This window comes from Acinetobacter sp. ANC 3832 (assembly GCF_002135415.1).
Classification (GTDB): Bacteria; Pseudomonadota; Gammaproteobacteria; order Pseudomonadales; family Moraxellaceae; genus Acinetobacter.
Window position 1 is genome coordinate 24,512 of the sequence record NZ_NEGJ01000004.1, and the last position, 20,185, is coordinate 44,696.

The 20,185-nt window shown below is 37.9% G+C and carries 25 protein-coding genes; 9 read left to right on the forward strand and 16 right to left on the reverse strand.

Annotated elements, in window-relative coordinates:
• Positions 1-97: 97 nt before the first annotated feature.
• Positions 98-1,381: a ribonucleotide-diphosphate reductase subunit beta gene (locus B9T35_RS06690; RefSeq protein WP_086190350.1), complete on the forward strand. Its 1,284-nt coding sequence runs from the start codon at positions 98-100 to the stop codon at positions 1,379-1,381.
• Positions 1,382-1,559: 178 nt separating this feature from the next.
• Here B9T35_RS06690 and lysM read toward each other — a convergent pair whose 3' ends face one another.
• The 6 genes from lysM to B9T35_RS06720 all read right to left on the reverse strand — a co-directional run bounded on the left by lysM (position 1,560) and on the right by B9T35_RS06720 (position 5,279).
• The gene (gene lysM, locus B9T35_RS06695; RefSeq protein WP_086190351.1) at positions 1,560-2,033 is read right to left on the reverse strand and encodes a peptidoglycan-binding protein LysM; all 474 of its coding nucleotides are present in this window, start codon (positions 2,031-2,033) and stop codon (positions 1,560-1,562) included.
• A 228-nt stretch (positions 2,034-2,261) separates the two neighbouring features.
• The gene (gene acpP, locus B9T35_RS06700; protein ID WP_086190352.1) at positions 2,262-2,498 is read right to left on the reverse strand and encodes an acyl carrier protein; all 237 of its coding nucleotides are present in this window, start codon (positions 2,496-2,498) and stop codon (positions 2,262-2,264) included.
• A gap of 84 nt (positions 2,499-2,582) precedes the next feature.
• On the reverse strand, positions 2,583-3,317 hold the full coding sequence (gene fabG / locus B9T35_RS06705) for a 3-oxoacyl-ACP reductase FabG (protein ID WP_086190353.1): 735 nt from the start codon (positions 3,315-3,317) through the stop codon (positions 2,583-2,585).
• Positions 3,314-4,300: an ACP S-malonyltransferase gene (fabD, locus tag B9T35_RS06710; protein WP_086190354.1), complete on the reverse strand. Its 987-nt coding sequence runs from the start codon at positions 4,298-4,300 to the stop codon at positions 3,314-3,316. The genes fabG and fabD overlap by 4 nt, the downstream gene beginning before the upstream one ends.
• Before the next feature lie 158 nt (positions 4,301-4,458).
• Positions 4,459-4,644 (reverse strand): 50S ribosomal protein L32, encoded by a 186-nt coding sequence (rpmF, locus tag B9T35_RS06715; protein WP_000290730.1) that lies wholly within the window; start codon positions 4,642-4,644, stop codon positions 4,459-4,461.
• Between the two features lie 77 nt (positions 4,645-4,721).
• The gene (locus B9T35_RS06720; protein ID WP_086190355.1) at positions 4,722-5,279 is read right to left on the reverse strand and encodes a YceD family protein; all 558 of its coding nucleotides are present in this window, start codon (positions 5,277-5,279) and stop codon (positions 4,722-4,724) included.
• 96 nt (positions 5,280-5,375) lie between these two features.
• On the opposite strand from B9T35_RS06720, the gene B9T35_RS06725 reads away from it, so the two are divergent.
• Positions 5,376-6,038 (forward strand): elongation factor P hydroxylase, encoded by a 663-nt coding sequence (locus B9T35_RS06725; RefSeq protein ID WP_086190356.1) that lies wholly within the window; start codon positions 5,376-5,378, stop codon positions 6,036-6,038.
• Positions 6,039-6,122: 84 nt separating this feature from the next.
• Positions 6,123-6,740, forward strand: coding sequence for an L-threonylcarbamoyladenylate synthase (locus tag B9T35_RS06730; RefSeq protein WP_086190357.1), 618 nt, complete (start codon positions 6,123-6,125; stop codon positions 6,738-6,740).
• A gap of 53 nt (positions 6,741-6,793) precedes the next feature.
• On the opposite strand, the gene B9T35_RS06735 is transcribed toward B9T35_RS06730, so the two are convergent.
• Positions 6,794-7,573 carry a GNAT family N-acetyltransferase gene (locus B9T35_RS06735; RefSeq protein WP_086190358.1) on the reverse strand — a complete coding sequence of 260 codons (780 nt, stop codon included), beginning with the start codon at positions 7,571-7,573 and terminating at the stop codon, positions 6,794-6,796.
• Between the two features lie 304 nt (positions 7,574-7,877).
• Between B9T35_RS06735 and B9T35_RS06740 the strand changes: the two genes are divergently transcribed.
• The 4 genes from B9T35_RS06740 (at position 7,878) to B9T35_RS06755 (ending at position 10,996) form a co-directional block, all read left to right on the forward strand.
• Positions 7,878-8,669: a segregation and condensation protein A gene (locus B9T35_RS06740; protein WP_086190359.1), complete on the forward strand. Its 792-nt coding sequence runs from the start codon at positions 7,878-7,880 to the stop codon at positions 8,667-8,669.
• The gene (gene scpB, locus B9T35_RS06745; RefSeq protein ID WP_086190360.1) at positions 8,666-9,256 is read left to right on the forward strand and encodes an SMC-Scp complex subunit ScpB; all 591 of its coding nucleotides are present in this window, start codon (positions 8,666-8,668) and stop codon (positions 9,254-9,256) included. The genes B9T35_RS06740 and scpB overlap by 4 nt, the downstream gene beginning before the upstream one ends.
• Before the next feature lie 41 nt (positions 9,257-9,297).
• A complete protein-coding gene (gene rluB, locus B9T35_RS06750; RefSeq protein WP_086190361.1) occupies positions 9,298-10,473 on the forward strand; it encodes a 23S rRNA pseudouridine(2605) synthase RluB in 1,176 nt (391 codons plus the stop codon).
• Between the two features lie 112 nt (positions 10,474-10,585).
• The gene (locus B9T35_RS06755; protein WP_213033356.1) at positions 10,586-10,996 is read left to right on the forward strand and encodes a hypothetical protein; all 411 of its coding nucleotides are present in this window, start codon (positions 10,586-10,588) and stop codon (positions 10,994-10,996) included.
• A 30-nt stretch (positions 10,997-11,026) separates the two neighbouring features.
• Here B9T35_RS06755 and B9T35_RS06760 read toward each other — a convergent pair whose 3' ends face one another.
• The 8 genes from B9T35_RS06760 to B9T35_RS06795 form a co-directional block, all read right to left on the reverse strand.
• Complete coding sequence (locus B9T35_RS06760) at positions 11,027-11,434, reverse strand: hypothetical protein (protein WP_213033357.1); 408 nt, start codon at positions 11,432-11,434, stop codon at positions 11,027-11,029.
• A 144-nt stretch (positions 11,435-11,578) separates the two neighbouring features.
• Complete coding sequence (locus B9T35_RS06765) at positions 11,579-11,818, reverse strand: hypothetical protein (RefSeq protein WP_086190364.1); 240 nt, start codon at positions 11,816-11,818, stop codon at positions 11,579-11,581.
• Positions 11,819-12,033: 215 nt separating this feature from the next.
• Complete coding sequence (gene bioD, locus B9T35_RS06770; RefSeq protein WP_086190365.1) at positions 12,034-12,678, reverse strand: dethiobiotin synthase; 645 nt, start codon at positions 12,676-12,678, stop codon at positions 12,034-12,036.
• Complete coding sequence (gene bioC, locus B9T35_RS06775; protein WP_086190366.1) at positions 12,675-13,502, reverse strand: malonyl-ACP O-methyltransferase BioC; 828 nt, start codon at positions 13,500-13,502, stop codon at positions 12,675-12,677. Before bioC ends, bioD begins: the two co-directional genes overlap by 4 nt.
• Before the next feature lie 72 nt (positions 13,503-13,574).
• Entirely contained in the window at positions 13,575-14,822 is a 1,248-nt protein-coding gene (locus B9T35_RS06780; protein WP_086190367.1) for an 8-amino-7-oxononanoate synthase, read from the reverse strand.
• Entirely contained in the window at positions 14,819-16,111 is a 1,293-nt protein-coding gene (gene bioA / locus B9T35_RS06785) for an adenosylmethionine--8-amino-7-oxononanoate transaminase (protein ID WP_086190368.1), read from the reverse strand. The genes B9T35_RS06780 and bioA overlap by 4 nt, the downstream gene beginning before the upstream one ends.
• A gap of 150 nt (positions 16,112-16,261) precedes the next feature.
• Positions 16,262-16,984: a hydrolase gene (locus B9T35_RS06790; RefSeq protein WP_086190369.1), complete on the reverse strand. Its 723-nt coding sequence runs from the start codon at positions 16,982-16,984 to the stop codon at positions 16,262-16,264.
• Between the two features lie 68 nt (positions 16,985-17,052).
• Positions 17,053-17,388, reverse strand: coding sequence for a DUF6176 family protein (locus tag B9T35_RS06795; protein ID WP_086190370.1), 336 nt, complete (start codon positions 17,386-17,388; stop codon positions 17,053-17,055).
• A gap of 136 nt (positions 17,389-17,524) precedes the next feature.
• Between B9T35_RS06795 and B9T35_RS06800 the strand changes: the two genes are divergently transcribed.
• Entirely contained in the window at positions 17,525-18,097 is a 573-nt protein-coding gene (locus B9T35_RS06800) for a peroxiredoxin (protein WP_086190371.1), read from the forward strand.
• Positions 18,098-18,221: 124 nt separating this feature from the next.
• Here B9T35_RS06800 and ftn read toward each other — a convergent pair whose 3' ends face one another.
• Positions 18,222-18,686 carry a heteropolymeric bacterioferritin subunit Ftn gene (gene ftn, locus B9T35_RS06805; protein WP_086190372.1) on the reverse strand — a complete coding sequence of 155 codons (465 nt, stop codon included), beginning with the start codon at positions 18,684-18,686 and terminating at the stop codon, positions 18,222-18,224.
• Between the two features lie 383 nt (positions 18,687-19,069).
• Between ftn and B9T35_RS06810 the strand changes: the two genes are divergently transcribed.
• A complete protein-coding gene (locus tag B9T35_RS06810) occupies positions 19,070-20,137 on the forward strand; it encodes an SDR family oxidoreductase (RefSeq protein ID WP_086190373.1) in 1,068 nt (355 codons plus the stop codon).
• Positions 20,138-20,185 lie beyond the last annotated feature (48 nt).

The following is a 20,185-nucleotide window of genomic DNA, read 5'->3' on the forward strand; positions in this document are numbered from 1 at the left end:
GCAAAACTTAATTTTGCTTACACAGAATAAGCGTATAGTACTGACATCTTCGATTGTGAGATGTCGACAACAGATTATCAACGAAGAGAGAACAAAGATGTCTATCCTAAGTTGGGACGATTTTGAAGATGATGAACAGAAACAAGCTACACAAGCTGACCAGCCTGCGACCATCGAACCGCAAAAAAAGGCTGATTCGCAAGTGGTACCTGATACAAAGCAGTCATCGCCGGATGTGGCAACTGCACAACCCGCTAGAGCCAATCAAAGAACCGCAAAACATTCAACCGATTCCTTGGCAAGAGCATCTGCAGCCTTAGAAACGCTTGATGTCGCACCTGGCTTAGAAGAGCTTGAAATGGGCGCTCAGCGTGTTCAAGTTGATGACAAAGCCATGATTAACTGTCGTGCTGACTTGAACCAACTTGTACCGTTCAAATACGAATGGGCTTGGCAGAAATATCTAGACGGTTGCGCAAACCACTGGATGCCACAAGAAGTGAACATGAACAATGACATCGCGCTTTGGAAGTCTGAAAATGGCTTAACTGAAGATGAGCGTACTATTGTTATGCGTTCTTTAGGTTTCTTCTCTACTGCTGACTCATTGGTTGCAAACAATTTGGTTTTGGCGATTTACCGTCATATTACCAACCCTGAATGCCGTCAATACATTTTACGTCAAGCATTTGAAGAAGCGATTCACACGCATGCTTACCAATACTGTATCGAATCTTTAGGTATGGATGAAGGCGAAGTCTTCAACATGTATCGCGAAGTTCCATCAGTTGCACGTAAAGCAGCATGGGGCTTGAAATATACGCAATCATTATGTGACCAAACATTCCAAACAGGGACACCTGAAAACGATCAAATTTTGCTTCGCAACTTGATCGCGTTCTATTGTGTACTTGAAGGGATCTTCTTCTATTGTGGTTTCAGCCAAATTTTAAGTATGGGTCGTCGTAATAAAATGAATGGTGTTGCTGAACAATTCCAATACATTTTACGTGATGAATCAATGCATTTGAATTTTGGTATCGACATGATTAACCAAATCAAAATTGAAAACCCTTCTCTTTGGACGACTGAATTCCAAGAAGAAATCGTGCAAATGATTCTTGAAGGGACAATGCTTGAAATTGAATATGCACGTGACACGATGCCACGTGGTGTATTGGGTATGAATGCTGCAATGATGGAAGAATACTTGAAGTTCATTGCAAACCGTCGTTTAGCGCAACTTGGTTTACCTGAACAATTTGCTGGTGTGAATAATCCATTCCAGTGGATGTCTGAAATGATGGACTTGCGTAAAGAGAAGAATTTCTTTGAAACGCGCGTAACAGACTATCAAACTGGTGGTGCATTAAGCTGGTAAGTTTTTCGCGTCACGCGACACATAAGCTGTCATTTGCAACGCATAAAATGTCATTGAAAAACCGCCATTAATGGTGGTTTTTTTATTTCAGTATAAAAAATTAACACTGAGTATTTAATTTCCCTCTCTCACCAATAATAAAAAAGGCGCATTACGCGCCTTTTCACTTATTTCAATATTACGCAGGAATACGAAGAACCTGACCCGGGAAAATGTCATCTGCATTTTTCAACAAAGGACGATTCGCTTCAAAAATTTTGTTGTATTGGTTTGCATCACCATAATATTCTTTAGAAATTTTAGAAAGATTATCACCCGATTTTACAGTGTAAAATTTACTTTCTGGCTCAGGTGTTGCGACTGTCATTTGATCATCTACTTTTGCAACATGATCAATATTACCCACAGCTAAAACAATTTTTTCACGGTCTGCTTGGCTTTGTACTTGCCCATTAATGGTTGCAAGGTCAGAAGCACCGTTATAGCTTACAGACAAACCTGTAATCGGTAGACCCAATGCTTTAATGTGACCCAGTAATTTATTTGCAACTTCTTGAGCAGATGGCTCAGCAGGTGTAGCAGGCGCTGCTTGTGGCTCAGCAGCAGCTGTATTCTTCTTACCAATACCTTTTACAAAATCAAAAAGACCCATTCTAATTCTCCATCTTCATTATTAAAGTGTTATAAAAATTTTAACTCTATTTTTATACCTAAAATTTAACCAAAAATGCGTTGTCTTTGGTGAATCAAACGTAACTATATGTAACTAATATTTTGTTTTTTAAGTTATTTATCATCAATGCTTCAAATCAATACGTAATAAAAAAGCCACCCTTAAAAGAGTGGCTTTGATTAGTAGCAAAGCTACTAGATCGGCAGATTAACCTAGTTTCTTAGAAACATAGTCAATAGCAGATTGAACAGTTGTGATTTCGTTAGAATCTTCATCTGGAATAGTGATGTCAAAGTCGTTTTCGAAAGACATAACAAGCTCAACTAAGTCAAGAGAGTCAGCACCTAAGTCATCCATAAAAGATGCTTCGTTTTTGATCTCTTCAGCTTTCATACCAAGTTGCTCTGCAACCGCTTGTTTAATGCGTAGTTCGATATCGCTCACAGGAATTCTCCTCATTGCTTGTGGCGTTATAATTGCCACTAGTTTAATTGAATCTAGAAATTTTTCAAAGTTTATACATCGCAATTAAGCCATGTATAAGCCACCATTTACATGTAACACTGTACCAGTGATGTAACTTGCCTGATCCGAAGCCAAGAAACTTACTGCATTCGCAATATCTTGTGGTTCGCCAAAGCGATTTAAAGCCACTTGATCACTCATTTTTTTACGAATTTCTTCATTCAACTGTTCAGTCATTTCTGTTGCAATAAAGCCTGGTGCGATACAATTGACAGTAATCTTACGACTTCCCATCTCTTTCGCTAAACTACGGCTAAATGCTTCAATGCCCGCTTTCGCAGCTGAATAGTTGGCTTGTCCTGGGTTTGCAAAGTGTGCAACCACAGAACTAATATTAATAATTCGTCCAAAGCGTGCTTTAGTCATGCCTTTTAACACACGTTTAGATAAACGGAAAACCGCTTTAAGATGGATATTGAGAATATCATCCCAATCATCTTCAGACATACGCAGTAACAAATTATCTTTGGTAATCCCTGCATTATTCACAAGAATCATCACTGAACCATATTTTTGTTCAATGTCTGAAACCAATGCATCGATTGCAGCACCATCACGTACATCTAAAACCGCTCCAGCACCTTGTTCAGCAAATTGTGCTGTTAATTTATCCGCGCCAGATGTTGAGGTTGCTGTACCAACAACAAAATATCCATCTTGAATCAGTTGTTGAGCGATGGCTGCACCAATCCCTCTACTCGCACCTGTCACCAATGCAACTTTGCGTTCTTGTGTCATGCAATTTTCCCTTCTGCCACTAAAATAGCATTGAGTGCATCTTCCATACGACTTTGCGTATCTATTGGAAATGCTTTCTCAATATTCGGTAATCGTTTTGCAAGGTTAGCCAGTACATTACCTGGGCCACACTCAACAACATACTGAATACCTTGATCTTGTAAATATTGCATTGTTTTTGTCCATTGCACCGATTGGTACAACTGCGCTGTTAACGCTTGACGTAATTGGGTTAGATCCGTGGCAATTTCCGCATTAATGTTTTGTATTACAGGAATACTTGGCAGCTCAATGGCAGTTTGTTCCAACGCTTCTGCAAATTGTACTGCAGCAGGTTTCATTAACGAGCAATGTGAAGGAACAGAAACAGGAAGTGCAATGGCTTTACCACCATTTTCTTTTGCAGCACTCATCACAGCTTCAACCAGTAACTTAGCGCCTGCAACAACCACTTGACCTTGGGCATTATAATTTGCAGCTTCTACCGAACCACCACCAAGCACATTGGCTTGTTCACAAAGTTCAAGTACTTTCGCATCATCTAAGCCTAAAATCGCAGCCATAGCCCCCTGTCCTTGAGGAACAGCGGATTGCATGAGTTTACCTCGTAGATGTACTAATTTTACTGCATCTGCCAAAGTCATTGCATTTGCCGCAACCAAAGCACTGTATTCACCTAAAGAATGCCCTGCTAGATATTTTGGTGCTACACCACCAAAGTCTAACCAAACACGCCATAAGGCAATACTTGCTGTGAGTAATACAGGCTGAGTGTTTTCGGTTTGATCTAAACCTTCACCACTTTGTGCGATGTGCCACAAGTCATAACCAATTGCTTCTGAAGCTTCGGCAAAAGTGTCTCGCACACCGCTAAATTGTTCCGCAAGTTCAGCCAGCATGCCTACTTTTTGTGAACCTTGACCTGGGAACAAAAATGCAGTTTTTGTAGCTTGAGCTGCTTGCTCGAGTCGCTTAGCAGACATATAAAAGTCCTTTCTTCGTTTTAACTCGTTTCCGATGCGGCAATTTAACACTAAATAAATTTATTTTTAATTGCGAAATGCAACAAAAAAGAAAAACAAAAAAAGGGAGCTTACGCTCCCATTTTTTCTACTAAGCTTGACGCTTAATACATCACCAATTATTCAGCATCAGCTGCTTTAGCGAATAATTGACGACCACGGTAGAAACCATCTTTAGTTACGTGGTGGCGACGATGAGTCTCACCAGTAGCTTGGTCTACAGTTAATGCATTCTCGGTTAAAGCGTCATGTGAACGGCGCATGTCACGGCGAGAGCGACTTTTACGGTTTTGCTGAACGGCCATGATGGCTCCTTACAAAGATCGAAAAAATGGATCAGAACAAATTTAGTTGTCTTATACTTTACAGTATAACACAAAAATTAGTTAAGTTTACCCTTCAAACCTGCCAAAACATCAAACGGATTATCCCGTTTTTCTTCAACAAGGTCTTCTTCGGCGGGTTGATGTTTATGCTCACAAACATTATGTCTAGGAGATAAAGGCATCAACAATAACAATTCATCTTCTATCAATGACAATAAATCAGCCGACGCAGGCGCATCAAAGCTACCTTTTGTCGTTGCTTCACTCTCACCTAAGACGATGAAATCAGCTTCCTCATCCAAGCGCTCTATCAGTGACTCATCATCTACTAGCGCTAAATGAAAGTCTGAAACGAGAGAAATTTCAACGTGTTCCAGACAACGCTGGCACTCCATTGGAACATTCGTTTCAACATGACCACTTAACCACACGATACGATGATACGCATCCATTGATAGCTTACAGTCTATAGTAATCAATTGAAGATCAATTGATCCAACAGCTTCACGGGAAATACGAACAAAGCGAGACAGTGGCAGTTTACCTGACCACGTAAAGCCTTGTTCAGCCCATTTAAACGGCTCAATCTGTGCCGGAAAGGTATTTGCTGACATAATTAAGGCGGCAATTCTACAAATTCATGGGTACTCTGTCAAAGATTAAGATACAATTTTGTACTTATTTAGACAGATCAATTTGGGAAATAAGTCATGTACCTGTTGCAGCCGCAACCTGAAATAACAACTTCATCACTTATTAAGTCCCTTCCAAGCTCTAATTCTGCCTTGAATTTAGACCCGATACAACTCACGTCGTGGGTCACTTTACAAACAGAAGTCCAGCAAGTGGATTGGCTTATCTTACACTTTAATCATTGGTTTTCCCACCTAAATGTGCGACTTGTTCGTGGAGATTTTGAACCCGAATATTTTCCAGCATCAGAACAAGCACCTGCGAGCATTCAATTCGCCCATGGTTTTTTAAATAGCGCTCTCCATGAGATCAGCCATTGGAGTATTGCAGGTGATCAACGTCGTTTATTGGCTGATTTAGGCTATTGGTATGCACCAGATGGAAGAAGTGCTGAACAACAAGCGCTATTTGAACAAGTTGAAGTTAAACCCCAAGCCATTGAATGGTTATATTCCCAAGCCTTAGGTCGTAAATTCCGTGTGTCTTTGGACAATTTAACGGGAGATGGTGGTAATGGCTCAAGCTTTAAAGATCATGTTTATGCTCAGGTACATGCTTATTTTAATGCTGAAGCAAAGCTTCCTCGTGATGCAAAACGCTTCATCGATTGCCTCTGTATATGCACCAGAAGTGGCAAAACATTACAAAGTGATGAGTTTCATAGAGAAATGCTTGATTAAATTACATAATTCAACAGAGTCACATTGAAACACTTTATATATTCAAGTGATAATAAGCTTAAAAGACATCAGGAGAACAATAATATGCTTCATTTAAGAATACATCCTGACAACCCGCAGCCACGCCTCATTAGTCAAGCTGTAGAAAGAATTCGTGCGGGTGATGTCGTGGTCTACCCGACTGATGCAGCCTATGCGATTGGTTGCCAAATTGGCAATAAAAATGCCATGGAACGAATTAGTCAAATCCGAGGTTTAGGGGCAAAACACCAATATGCGATTATCTGTGCCGATTTATCTGACATTGCGACCTATGCCAAAGTAGACAATGCAATGTATCGGTTACTCAAAGCCAACACCCCTGCTGTTACCACGTTTATTTTGCCTGCAACCAGTGAAGTGCCACGCCGCTTAATGCATCCCAAAAAGAAAACCATTGGTTTGCGTGTTCCAAGTAATGCGGTATGCCAGATGTTACTGCGGGAACTAGGTGAGCCGTTACTCACCAGTACACTGATTTTGCCTGGTCAAAATGAACCTTTAGATGATCCCTATGATATTGAACAACAACTTGAAAAACGTATTGATGTTTTTATTGACAGTGGTTTGGGTATGTTAAGCACCACCAGTATTGTTGATCTTTCAGGTTTAAATCCTATAGTTGTACGTCATGGTGTGGGAGATGTAAGCGCTTTTGAATAAGCGCTTACATTGAATGATCGATATAATGAATTTTTAATTACGTAAATCTTAAATTAGGTTGCATCTTTTTTCTGGTCAGCATTTTCAGGATCATTTCGACCAATAATCGGATACAACTTCATAAACTCTTCTAAACGTATTTTTTGTTGACGCTCTATATTAAAGTTATCTTGTTTTAACCAATCCGTAAAAGCTTGCTGTAACTTAATCCACTCTTCATCGAGTATCGAAAAACAAGCAGTATTACGATTATGACCTTTTACAATTCGATCTTGACGCAACGTGCCTTCATACAAAAAGCCCAAACGGACAGCGGCATTAACCGATGCTTCGTTCAAATCATCACAGCGCCATTCGACTTTTCGAAAATTTTGTTCAAAACATTCCTGCAACAACAAATAAACGGCTTCAGTCGCTGCTGTAGTTTGTTTCATTTGGTCTGAAAAATAAATATTACCAATCTCAGCAACACGATCATCTTGACGGATATTTAAAAGTGCAATCCATCCTAAAAACTGATGTCCGACTTGAATGAGATAATGTTGTGCATGATAAAAACCAAAATTAGACTTTAGCGCTGTTTCGAGTTGAACTTGAAAAGCAAATTCTGGATAGGGCAAATAAGTCCATGCCCCCTTATTGCTTTCTCTTTCTACCGTGCGCCAAATGCTTCGAAAACTGTTCGATTCAGGCTCTATGTCTTGTATTGGGATTAATTTAACCCATCGCCCATTTAATTGCTGTGGATTCAAATCTTCAAAGTCAGAAGTATCTACTTCAACCCCAGTATTTTGATCCAATGTATTTATTTGTGTTTTTTGATAATCAAACATCTTTTTTCTTAAATAATTTGATGAATATCACAATTTTGCAGATTTTTAAGATTATTGCTAGTGTTATTGCAAAAATATTAACAAAATGATGAATAAGTATCACCAAAATAAATATTCCCTATTTATTTTCAGGTTTTTTATCGTTTTCTCCGTTTTAGCAATTTATTCAATTTCATTTTTCCTTTAGAATAGGCAAACTTTCTACACGCTTTTCGACCATCACTTTCCCTTCTATACAATTTCGACAAGTGATCTCCGAATCGCCCTAACATGCTTTTGAAAATTCGCGTGGCTAATAACGGTAATGACCCAACCTATCCAAGACGTTATGGAACAGATTCCACACATCCGTGTTTTAGATGAGTGGCAAGATTCAATTCCAGAGGATTTATATATACCTCCTGCTGCTTTCGAAATTCTGCTAGAACATTTCGAAGGACCACTCGACTTTTTAATTTATTTGATTCAAAAAAATGGTTTTGACTTATTACAAGTTGATATCGCACCGATTGCATCACAATATTTGTCTTATATGGACAGTATGAAGTCTTTGAATATTGAGCTAACTGCTGACTATATGGTGATGGCGGCATTATTGGCAGATTTAAAATCTCGATTATTATTGCCAAAACCTAAAACCATCCATATTGAAAAAGATCCGAAACAAGAACTGATTGATCGTTTAGAAACCTATTTACGTGTTAAAAAAGCCGCAGAGCATTTAGGTCAAATGCCTGTATTAGATCGTGATACATTTGCGACCAATGTCAGTTTGGGTCAAGTTGCAACAGTGTATGATGGCTATGAAGCTGAAATACTACGTGATGCTTTATACTGTATTTTTAACAGACCAGAACCTGTTACCCATAAAATTGAACAAGAGCCTGTGCTTCTAGAAGAACGTATTGCTTATATTCAATATATGCTCAACTCAGGTAAGGTCTTAAGTTTTGAAGATTTACTAAAACCAAGTCAAGGTCGTATGGGTATGGTTGTAACCTTTATGGCTGTTTTAGAACTGACTCGTCAACAAAAAATTAATATTCTTTCAACTGGAATTGAAGCACCTTTGATGATTCAAGGAATGCAATCATGACCATTGATCAGAGTAATAGTTTTAATATTGATGAGCTACACCATGAAGTCTTGATGCAACTTGAAGCGATTATTTTCGCAAGTGATGCACCTGTTTCCATTGCACGACTGAAAGAAGCATTTCAAGACCAATATTCTAAACAGCAATTACGCCAATATTTACAACAGTTATCAGTTTTACAACATGGTCGTTCAATTGAGTTGATTGAAACAGCTCAAGGATATCGTTTTCAAGTTCGTGCAAAATATCGAAATTTTATTGCACAAGTGTATCCTGAACGCCCAACCAAATTATCACCATCATTGCTCGAAACAGTAGCAGTGGTTGCTTACCATCAGCCCGTAACCCGTGCTGATATTGAGCAAATTCGTGGAGTGACAAATAACAGCCAAATACTAAGGACGTTATTTGAATGGAACTGGATTAAAGAGTCTGGATTCCGAGAACTTCCGGGAAGACCTGCGTTGTTAGTTACAACGCCACAATTTTTAAATGCTTTTGGTCTCGTTTCATTGGGTCAATTGCCTCCCCTTCAGGATGCCAAGGAAGCTTTTATGGCCTTGGATGCGCAAGCTCCAAAATCATAAATAGGTGCACTGTTGATTATTATCTCTAAGGTTATGTTGTCATGAGTGAAAAATTGCAAAAGGTACTCGCACGAGTAGGACTAGGCTCTCGCCGTTATATGGAGGAAGTCATTGCTGCTGGTCGCGTGAGTGTCAACGGTCAAGTTGCTCAAGTGGGTGAACGCATTGAACCAACTGATGAGCTTCGCATCGATGGTCGTAAAGTTCAATTCCAAATTGAAGACGAAATTCGTCGCCGTGTTTTAATTTATTACAAACCAGAAGGCGAAATTTGTTCACGCAATGATCCAGAATCACGCCCAACGGTATTTGAGCATTTACCAACAATTCCAGGTGATCGTTGGGTGATGGTTGGTCGTTTAGACATCAACTCGACTGGGCTTTTATTGTTCACAAATGATGGCGAATTGGCCAATCGTTTGATGCACCCATCGAATGAAATCGAACGCGAATACGCAGTTCGTGTGATGGGTGAAGTTACACCCCAAATTAAGAACACCATGATGAAAGGTGTTGTTCTTGATGATGGTCCTGCGAAATTTGAATCCTTCTCTGAAATTGGTGGTGAAGGGATCAATCGTTGGTACCAAGTTGTTGTAAAAGAAGGACGTAACCGCGAGGTTCGTCGTATCTTTGAATCTCAAGGCTTAAAAGTAAGTCGCCTATTACGTACCCGTTACGGTACTGTAATTCTCCCACGTGAACTACGTACAGGTCGTTGGATGGAACTAGATAAAAATGATATCGACAACTTAACCAAAGCTGTCGAACTTAAACCACGTCAAGGGACTGGTTTATATGGTATGGCAAAACGCCGTACTGAACGTATGCAAGAGAAACCATTAAATGCACGTCGTGGTGGCTTCTTACGTCAACAACGTCGTGATACTGATGGTGAAAATGCATCTCCAGAAGCACCACGTCGTGACCATCGTCAAGCAAGCCCTGAAGCAGGTCGTACGGAAAATCGCTATCCTCGCGTTAACCGTACAGAACAGCAAGGTGAAAACCGTTTTAATAACCGTACTGATCGCCCAGAACAACGTGGTGAAAATCGCTCGAACAACAACCGTGGTACTGAACGTACAGGTAGTAGTTTTAGCAATGATCGCAACGGCGACCGTAATGGCAACACCATGGATAATCCAAACCGTAATGAAAATAAGTTTGCTCAACGCAAACCTTTTGGCATTAACAAAGGTTTTAAAAAGTTTTAATCTTTAAAGCTTGATTCCAAAAGCCACTATTTCTATAGTGGCTTTTTATTGCCAATCTCAATGTATAATTAAAACAATGAAAAAATATATTCCTACAACTCTTATTTTATTAATGATTTGGCTGACTGCCAGTGCATTCATTGCCTATCAAGGGCAATTTATTTCAAGCTATCTCAAATCTAGAGGAATGTTGCAAGAAGAATATGCTTACCCTCTTGATGGTGTACTTTTCTGCATTACTGCCTATGCAATTGTTATATTAAATTATGCTTTTTTGCTTCTCTCACCTTTTAGTATTCGCCATCCTTTCATTAGTTTCTTATTGTTTAGCATTATTCCAGTTTCATTCACCTGTATTTCATTTCTTGGCGCAATGCATGCATCAAGTTATTGGGATGCTTTAATCATCGTTATGTTATTCACTTTTTTTCTACACTTTCTGTTACTACCTTTTCTGCTACCTCTGCACCGTAAATATATCTATCTACGTCGTGAAACAAATAGATCATCACGACAGTATTAGATTTTGAGCTTTGCTATTGATACTGATAGCCTATATTATTTCAATATTTTTCTTTACGGTGTCTGTCGCCTGAATTGGATGCACCATAAAGACATAAGAATCTGAATCCATATCTAGATATCCAATTTTTAAACCATGTGAATGTAAAGCGGTATCATAAGTCGTAAAAACCTCATCATCAGATACTATCGCATTTTCACCAAACTGCATCGCATTGGGTAGTTCAATGTCCAATTGCCAATTGTCTTTTAATATCTTACTGAGATGCCACTCTAAATCAGAAGCTTCCTGTTTCCAGTCCATTGACACAAACAGGCGAATATTTTCTTTGAATAAATCATCCCTCAATTGTCCAATAGTGCTAAAGAAATCATCATCTTCCTGTTTTAACTGCTCAATCTGAGCAAGTGCAATGTTTTTACGCGGATGATTTTTCAAACAAATTTCAGCCAATTCACGATAAGCCTATTTTTGTTCCTCATTCAAATCAGATGATTCTTTATCGTCTTGAGCCGTCTGAATGGGTGTAGGTATTGGTCTATCTTTAAATTGCTGTATGACTTTTTCTTTTAATTGGGTAAATTAATCTCCAATTTTTTGAATCACTTTCGAATCTGTCACAGCATGATGTAAATCAGGAATTTGAAACCATTTTACGCCCATACCTGCATCACATTGCCGTAATTCTAATTGCTGTCCAATTTTGGCAATAAAATAAAATTCACTTGGAAAATTAGCATCATCCACATCATAGAAAATAATGGCTATTGGTAAATAAAAACTACCTTCAGTCGTGTTATACGGAATGCTATCTTTGGACAATTGCGCATATTTAAATACAGTCTTAGCCTGTTCAAATATTTTTAAGCAGCCCTATCTTGAGCAGACTGATCAAATTCAAACAAATATGCATCCCTATATGCAAAGAAAATTTAAAAATTCTATGTTTATTAAGACATTGCTAAAGTACTACCCACAAATTTTTATTTATAACAAACTCATGGCATGGCAATATTTTCGCGATTTGAATCAAGTTTTCATGACATTACAGGAATATCCATCCACAATGCGTTTGGAAAATGTTTCGCCAGATATGCTTGAAGATATTCAGAGGTATCTTTCGAAATCAACACATCCTGAGATTCATCATTTAAGTTATAAGCCAAAGCATAGAGTTCTAAACCACGGTTTTTCAATGCTTCCAAACTGAGCAAAGTATGGTTAATACTACCCAAACGCCCTGAACTGACTAAAATTACAGGATATTTTTTCTCTATTAAATAGTCAATCGTAAGTAACTCTGTGGTTAAAGGCACCATTAAACCACCTGCACCCTCTAATAATACAACCTCATATTTTTCAGTTAATTGTTGAGTGGCTTTGGCTATTTTATCAAAATCAATTTCACGACCATCAATTTGAGTGGCTAAATGTGGTGATGCAGGATAAGTAAAAATTTCAGGCATGGTCAGCTTTGTTTCATCTTCTGGGAACCATCCCATACCCATAATTTCACGGTGCTGTTCAATATCTTCTGAAATATCTGTATTGCCTGTTTGGATCAATTTCTGCGTGATGGTTTTTTTGCCTTGCTCATTCCACAACTTTGCCAAATAACCAGTTGTGTAGGTTTTGCCAATGCCTGTATCAATGCCACTAATAAAATAGACAGGTGCGCTCATGGCTTTCTCCGTGCAATACAATAAATAGGATGATATGTCAGGGAGTAAGTTATTTGCCCACGTTCATCACGATTTGAAAATTGTTGATAATCTGAATAGAACTGCTGTAACGATTGTTTTGTCCAACGATGTTGAGTGGCTGTAGCCGTCACACCCGTAGCTTTCAGATGCTGTAAAACTTGTTTGGGATGATCAAAGCTTAGAGTTTCTATGCTTTCTGAAAGATGTAGAACATCGAAACCCTGTGCTTCTAATTTTTCACGAATCGATTCAAGATCAAGATAATCTAAACCCTGTCCTGTTAATGCTTTAACTTCTTTAAAATTTTGCTGCCCAAAAGTTGAAAAACATAACCATCCGTTTGAATTTAATGCGTCTGACGATTTTTTTAAAATTGCGTCTAAATCGACCATCCATTGCAATGCAGAACTTGAAGCAATCACATCTAAATTTTGTGGAAAGTTCAATTGTTCAATATCACCAATCAACCATTCTAATTTTTTTTGATCTAAATAGATTTTCTGATCAAGGAAATGTTGCTGAACTTCAGGATATAGATCATTTAAAATCAGGTTTTTAATCTTAAAGTTTTGTAAAAGTAGTTGCGTTAAATTACCTGAACCACAACCTATTTCAAAACCACGTTCAAAAGTAGTTTGCTCTAAATCTGCTTGTTCAAAATCTGTTTGTTCAAGATAATTTTGCATCAATGCGATTAAATGCTGACAAATTTTCTTTTGTACAATCGCCTGTTCTGCATAACTCTGCCCTGCTTTGGCAAAGCGTTGTGCAACTTGCACTTTATCTATATTCAAATTTTTCACGCTATATTTATCATCGCAACATTCTTACAAGCACTCAACTTTATGACCACCCTACCTTATAATCATTCAAACTTACAACAACGCAACCAACTGATCTAAATCAGTTTGATTAACCCGTGAAGTGAGACAAATACGCAAACGTGAGCCATACTGCGGCACAGTCGGTGGGCGTACAGGCATGATATAAAAACCTGCCTCTTGCAAAAATTTGGCTTTCTCTACGGTTTTTTGCGATTCACCCATAATAATAGGCACAATATGCGATGTGGATGGGCAATCAAAACCTTTAGCCAATACAGCCTGCTGTAAATTTTGACTAATTATTTGTAAATGCTGACGTTGTTGATTGAGCCCTAAAACTTTTTGAAAGATAAAATTTGTCCAAGCCATGCAGATTGGCGGTTGCGCTGTACTAAAAATTAATGGGCGCATCGAATTAATTAAATAATCACGGATGATGGCATGGCAAATCAAATAACCACCCACCGATGCTAATGCTTTACCAAAAGTACCCACCAATAAATCAATCTCATCCATCACGCCATATTGTTCAGCACAACCTAAACCTTGCTCACCCCGTACACCAATCGCATGGGCTTCATCGACATATAACATCACTTTAGAAAATTGCTGTTTAATTCGTACCAATTCAGCTAAATCAGTTTCATCACCATCCATACTAAAAATGGATTCAGTCACTACAATAATGCGATCAAAGTTTTCATCCACATGATATTTCTGTAAAAGTTGACTAAGATGGTTGAGATCATTATGACGATAACGCACATATTTCGCAGTCGATAAACGAATACCGTCAATCATACTTGCATGGACTAATTTATCGGCAAGAATTAAGGTTTTTGCATCACTCAGCGCAGGTAAAATACCAATATTCATGTGATAACCACTGTTAAACAGCAGTGCTGAACGCCCGTGAAAAGCTTGGCTTAAACTCGTTTCAAACTGCTCATATTCAGGAAAATTTCCTGTCAGTAAACGTGAGGATGATGAACTCATGATGCGTAAATCATTCGGGGTTTCATCAAAGAATTGTTCACGTAAACTCAAGTCAGAAGCCAAACCTAAATAATCATTTGAACTGAGATTCAACATCTTGTGGCTATTGATTTGCCTATTTGTTCGATCATAAAGTTGAATGCTCGAACCTTGTTGTGTATTGGCAGTAAATTGTCTTAAATTACCTTGCTGTTTTAACTGTTCTAATTGTTCGGCATAGCGATTGAGATGTTGATCGTTCTGTTTTGAATGTTGATCATTTTGCTTAGAATCTTGATTGTAAGCTTGTTCAAATTGGCTCATGCTACTAGCTCCATTTGCTCAACCACTTCAACCAATTGTTGCAGTAAAAAGTTCAGTTCATTTTCAGTAATAATGTACGGCGGCATCACATACACCAATTTTCCAAATGGGCGAATCCAAATTCCACGGCGTACAAATTCCTGTTGTAAGCTTTTCATATCGACATTAAAGTTCAATTCCACCACACCAATCGCACCAAGAATACGAACATCATTTACATATTCAAGCGATGATAACGCCTGTAAGTATGCTGATAATTGTTGTTCAATCCGTTGAATATTAGCTTGCCAATCCTGAGAAACCAACAATTGTGTACTTTTTAATGCCACAGCACATGCCAAAGGATTCGCCATGAAAGTTGGGCCATGCATAAATACGCCTGCTTCTCCCTGACTAATCATTTCAGCGACTTCTTTCGTGGTTAATGTCGCAGACAGCGTCATATAACCGCCCGTTAAACCTTTCCCGATACACATAATATCAGGCTCAACTTGCGCATGTTCCCATGCAAAGAGTTTGCCTGTACGTCCAAAACCTGTCGCAATTTCATCAAAAATGAGCAAAATCTTATATTTTTTACACAGTAATTTGGCTTGACGTAAATATTCAGGGTGATAAAAGCGCATTCCCCCTGCACCTTGTACAATCGGTTCAAGGATTAGCCCTGCAATTGTTTGATGATGCTCCGCCAAAGTTTGCGCTAATTCAGTAATATCAGCCTGATTCCATTCATCATAAAAACCAACTTGCGGTGCAGGAACAAAAATTCGATTGGGTAAGCTTGAACCAAAAATTTGATGCATTCCCGTCACAGGATCACAGACCGACATGGCATTCCACGTATCCCCGTGATAGCCCGAGCGAGGCGTTACAAAATTGGTTTTTTGCAGATTTCCCTGAGCTGACCAAAATTGCACTGCCATCTTTAAAGCAACTTCTACAGCCACTGAGCCTGAATCGGCATAGAAAATTTTATCTAAACTCGGGGGTGTAATTTGTAGCAGAAGCTTTCCCAGTTCAATGGCAGGTTCATGGGTAAAACCCCCAAACATGATATGTGACATATTCTGTAATTGATCAGTCACTGCTTGATTCAGTTCAGGATGGTTATAACCATGAATCGCACACCACCAAGACGACATACCATCAATCAATTGACGACCATCTTCCAATTCAATGGTTGCTCCAAATGCCTTTTTAACTTTAAACGTCGGCAAAGGCTTGGTCATAGAGGTATAAGGATGCCAAATATGTTGAAGATCAAATTCAAGATCAGTTAAATGGGTCATCCATTACTCCATTGGTGAAGTGTTTATTCACAAACTCATTTATTGCATAGAAAAATCATTGAATGAATAAAAGCTTCGATTAAGCGATTCATTCAGGTTCTGATCTTAAACCTGCACGGAATAAAAATAAATTGCGAGATCAGCCAATTCTTAATATGTTTGTTTTATTTTCTGTAAATATTGGCAGATTTTGTCAGTTATTTCATCCGCTTTAAAAATAGGACAACCATGTGAGCCTTGAATTAAATCATATTCTAAAAACTTTGCGTTGAATTTACTGAAATTTTGAATAACTTTGCAATCAACCAAAGCATCTTGCTCTGCAAAAATATGATACTGCTGTCCTTGATTTTTTTTAAGGATATCTGCAGCATTTAACTGTTCAAGTAAAATTAAACCTTTTTGTAACAGCTCTATTTTTTGTGGCTGTATTAAACTTTGTAAAACTACAAAATCCGCTTTCGTGGTTTCTACACCCTGACAGACCATATAACCAAATTTTTTAAGCGTCGCAATCGCATCCTTTTCAAAAGATTGTTTGAAAGTTTCAAAAGTACTTTGATGCATTGCTGTTTGCCATGCATCATTAGCAACAAAACAAGGATTAGATGCCAAAGTGATCAGAATTTTTTGTTGACTATATTGCTTAAATATTTGATCGACCAATAAAGTCGCAAGTTGCCCACCCAAAGACCAGCCGATGACCGCATCAAATTGCTGTGCTAACTCGACGTGTTGTTGTAAAACATTCTGATCAAAAGCATTAAAAATATTGATCAGCTCAACATCATGACCGTGTTTCTGCAAAGCTTGTTGTAATGGATGTAATAGCTTTGTGCCACCGCCCCAACCTGTAATCAGTAAAATTCTCACACACTTATTCCGACTATTGAAGATCAATCACGCATACCTTACTTGCTAAAAGGTATGAATCTTTCAGTTCATTCTACCTCATCGCTCTTATTTTCCAAATCCACCAATAAAGTTGCAGGAAAAACCTTCATCCAATTACTTTTAAATTGTTTATGTACCTGATCAATCGAAAAATTACTCGCCTTACCAATCTGTTCCGCTTTAGCAATATCATCTGCTCGCATATAAGCAATCAAATAATCATTTCCTTCAAGCTCAAGATGAAACCACGATTCGACATGCACACCTTCTACTCGTAATGTTTCAATCGCTTCATCTTTGCGTGCATTCAATTCCTCTTTCCATGCTTCAACATTCTCTAAAACATCAGGTTTTAACTGAATCAATACTGCACTGACATCCATCGTATTACTCTTATTTTATAATTTTGATCCATCTTTATAGCATCTACGCTTTAAGCAATAAACAAGAACAATTCGCATCATTATAAAATATAGAACTCTGCTAAACTGAGCAGAATTTCCAATAAAAGTGAATGATATGAACTACTCAAAAATTTTTAGTATCAGCATGGTTTGTATCTCCACCACGATTGGGTTTTCAATGCTGAGCCATGCCGAAAATACACTTTTATCTCAATCTAATGATCAACAAAAACAATGGGTCGGCAAACCTGCACCTGCATTTAAACTACAAGATCAAAATGGCAAATGGCACGAAGCAAGCCAATATAAAGGCAAATGGATGGTGTTGTATTTCTATCCAAAAGATAACTCACCGGGTTGTACTCAGGAAGCCAATCAATTCAAAGCACTTTACCCACAATTTATAAAAAGTAATGCTGTAGTTTTGGGTGTCAGTTTGGATGATGTGCAATCACATCAAAAGTTCTCTGAAAAGTTAGGTTTACCTTTCCCAATTTTGGCAGACAGTAATCATCAATTAGCTGATCAATTCGGTATTGTGCGTAATTTGGGCATTGCCAAAATTGCCAAGCGAGAAACTTTTTTAGTTGATCCTCAAGGCAATATTGTCTATCACTATAGCAGTGTCAATACACAGACTCATGCTAATCAGGTATTGGCTGATATTCAGAAGTTTTCTAAAAAGTAAACATTAAAGGGATTCATCATTGCTGAGTTTTACATGCTATCTACTCAGACATATAAATACGTCCAAATATCAAAATTAAAAAGCGCAGTAAATACTGCGCTTTTGATTTTAATAACGATCAATTTTACATTTGCGATTGAATATAGTTTTGCAAACCAATCAACTCGATTAAACGCATTTGTTTTTCAAGCCAATAGGTATGATCTTCTTCTGTATCAGACATTTGCTGACGAAGCATATCACGAGTGACATAGTCGCCATGTTCTTCAGCGAGCTTCACACCTTTCGCCAATTTTTCACGTACATGATACTCAAGGGCTAAATCAGCTTTTAAACATGTTACAACGTCTGTGCCTGTTACAATATCATCACGATCCATGTTTGGCGTCCCCTCAAGGAACAAAACACGGCGGATCAAAGCATCAGCATGAGAAGCCTCTTCCTGACTTTCATGATCAATACGTTCAAAAATCTTGTTTAAACCCCAATCTTCATACATACGAGAGTGAATCAAATATTGATCACGAGCAGCCAGTTCACCACCGATCAACATGTTTAGATAATCTATAACTTCTGGATTGCCACGCATTTCAATTACTCCATTCTCTTTGCAAAGATTATGGACAAATTTCTTAAAGAATGCAAAAGTTAATATGTGTAAGTTTATGATTTTTATAAAATTAAAATGATAAACATACGCATTTACAGTACGAATTAGTATAATTTCCATATAAAAAATAACCCCTTGCACGTTTTATGACGATCTGCAAAGGTATTTTTAAGTGGAAATTACATTTTTTAATTTTTGTAACGCTTACTAATGCTTCTTATTTATCAATACGATTTACTAGAGCTTTATCAATAACGTAATACGCTCAGTCATTTATTATAATTTTTTGATGATAATATTCTAAGACAATCACAACCTTAATATTTATGATATTGAATATTAAAATGAGAAGGAAAAAAATGATGTCTCAGGGAAATACATCAGCTCCAATTCTTGTAACAGGTGCAACAGGTTACATTGCAAGTTGGGTCATCCGAAAATTGCTTGAGCAAGGTCATACTGTACATGCCACAGTACGCGATCTGAATAAAAAGCACAGCTTTACGCATTTAGAAAAAATTGCACAAGAAACATCTGGAACTTTAAAACTATTTAAAGCCAATCTGTTGGAAAATGGTTCTTTTGATGAAGCAATGCAAGGCTGTGAAATTGTATTGCACATGGCATCACCATTTGTCGTCACCAACTATAAAGATGCGGTTAAAGATATTATCGAACCTGCCATATTAGGAACAGAAAATGTCTTAAATAGTGTCAATAAAGCAGATTCAGTAAAACGAGTGATTGTGACTTCAAGCATTGCTTCAACTTATGGTGATGCTATTGATATTTTAGATACTCAAAATAATCAATTCGATGAATCGCATTGGAATACGACAAGTTCGACAACTCATCAGCCTTATTCTTATTCAAAAGTCATGGCAGAACGTAAAGCTTGGGATATGGCAGAGGCACAAGATCGCTGGAAACTGATCTGTGTGAATCCTGCTTTAGTTTTGGGTCCGTCTCTAACTGCAAATACACAATCAGGCAGTGTTGAAGTTTTAGAGCAATTTGCGAATGGTATGACTTTATTTGGCGCACCTCCAATGTGGAATGGTATTGTCGATGTCCGTGATGTTGCGGATGCACATATTTTTGCAGCCTTCAATGAGAAGGCTTCTGGTCGCTATATTATTAGTGGTGGTTCTCTGAGCTTACTGGAAATGGGTAAAATTTTACGCCAGCATTTTGGTCAAAAATTTCCTTTCCCACGTAATCCAGTCCCTAAAAAGATGTTTAAATTACTGGGGCCAGCATTTGGTTATTCACGTGATTTTATTGAAAAGAATATGGGTTATCCCATCTTTTTTAATGCAGATAAAAGTAAACGGGAATTAGATATGACCTACCGTAATATTGAAACCAGTTTAGTCGAACATTTCCAACAATTGTTGGATGATGGTGTGGTGAAGAAATACCTTAAATGATAAAAAAAGCCGTTTAATTAAACGGCTTTTTTTTAGTTATTCGGTGTA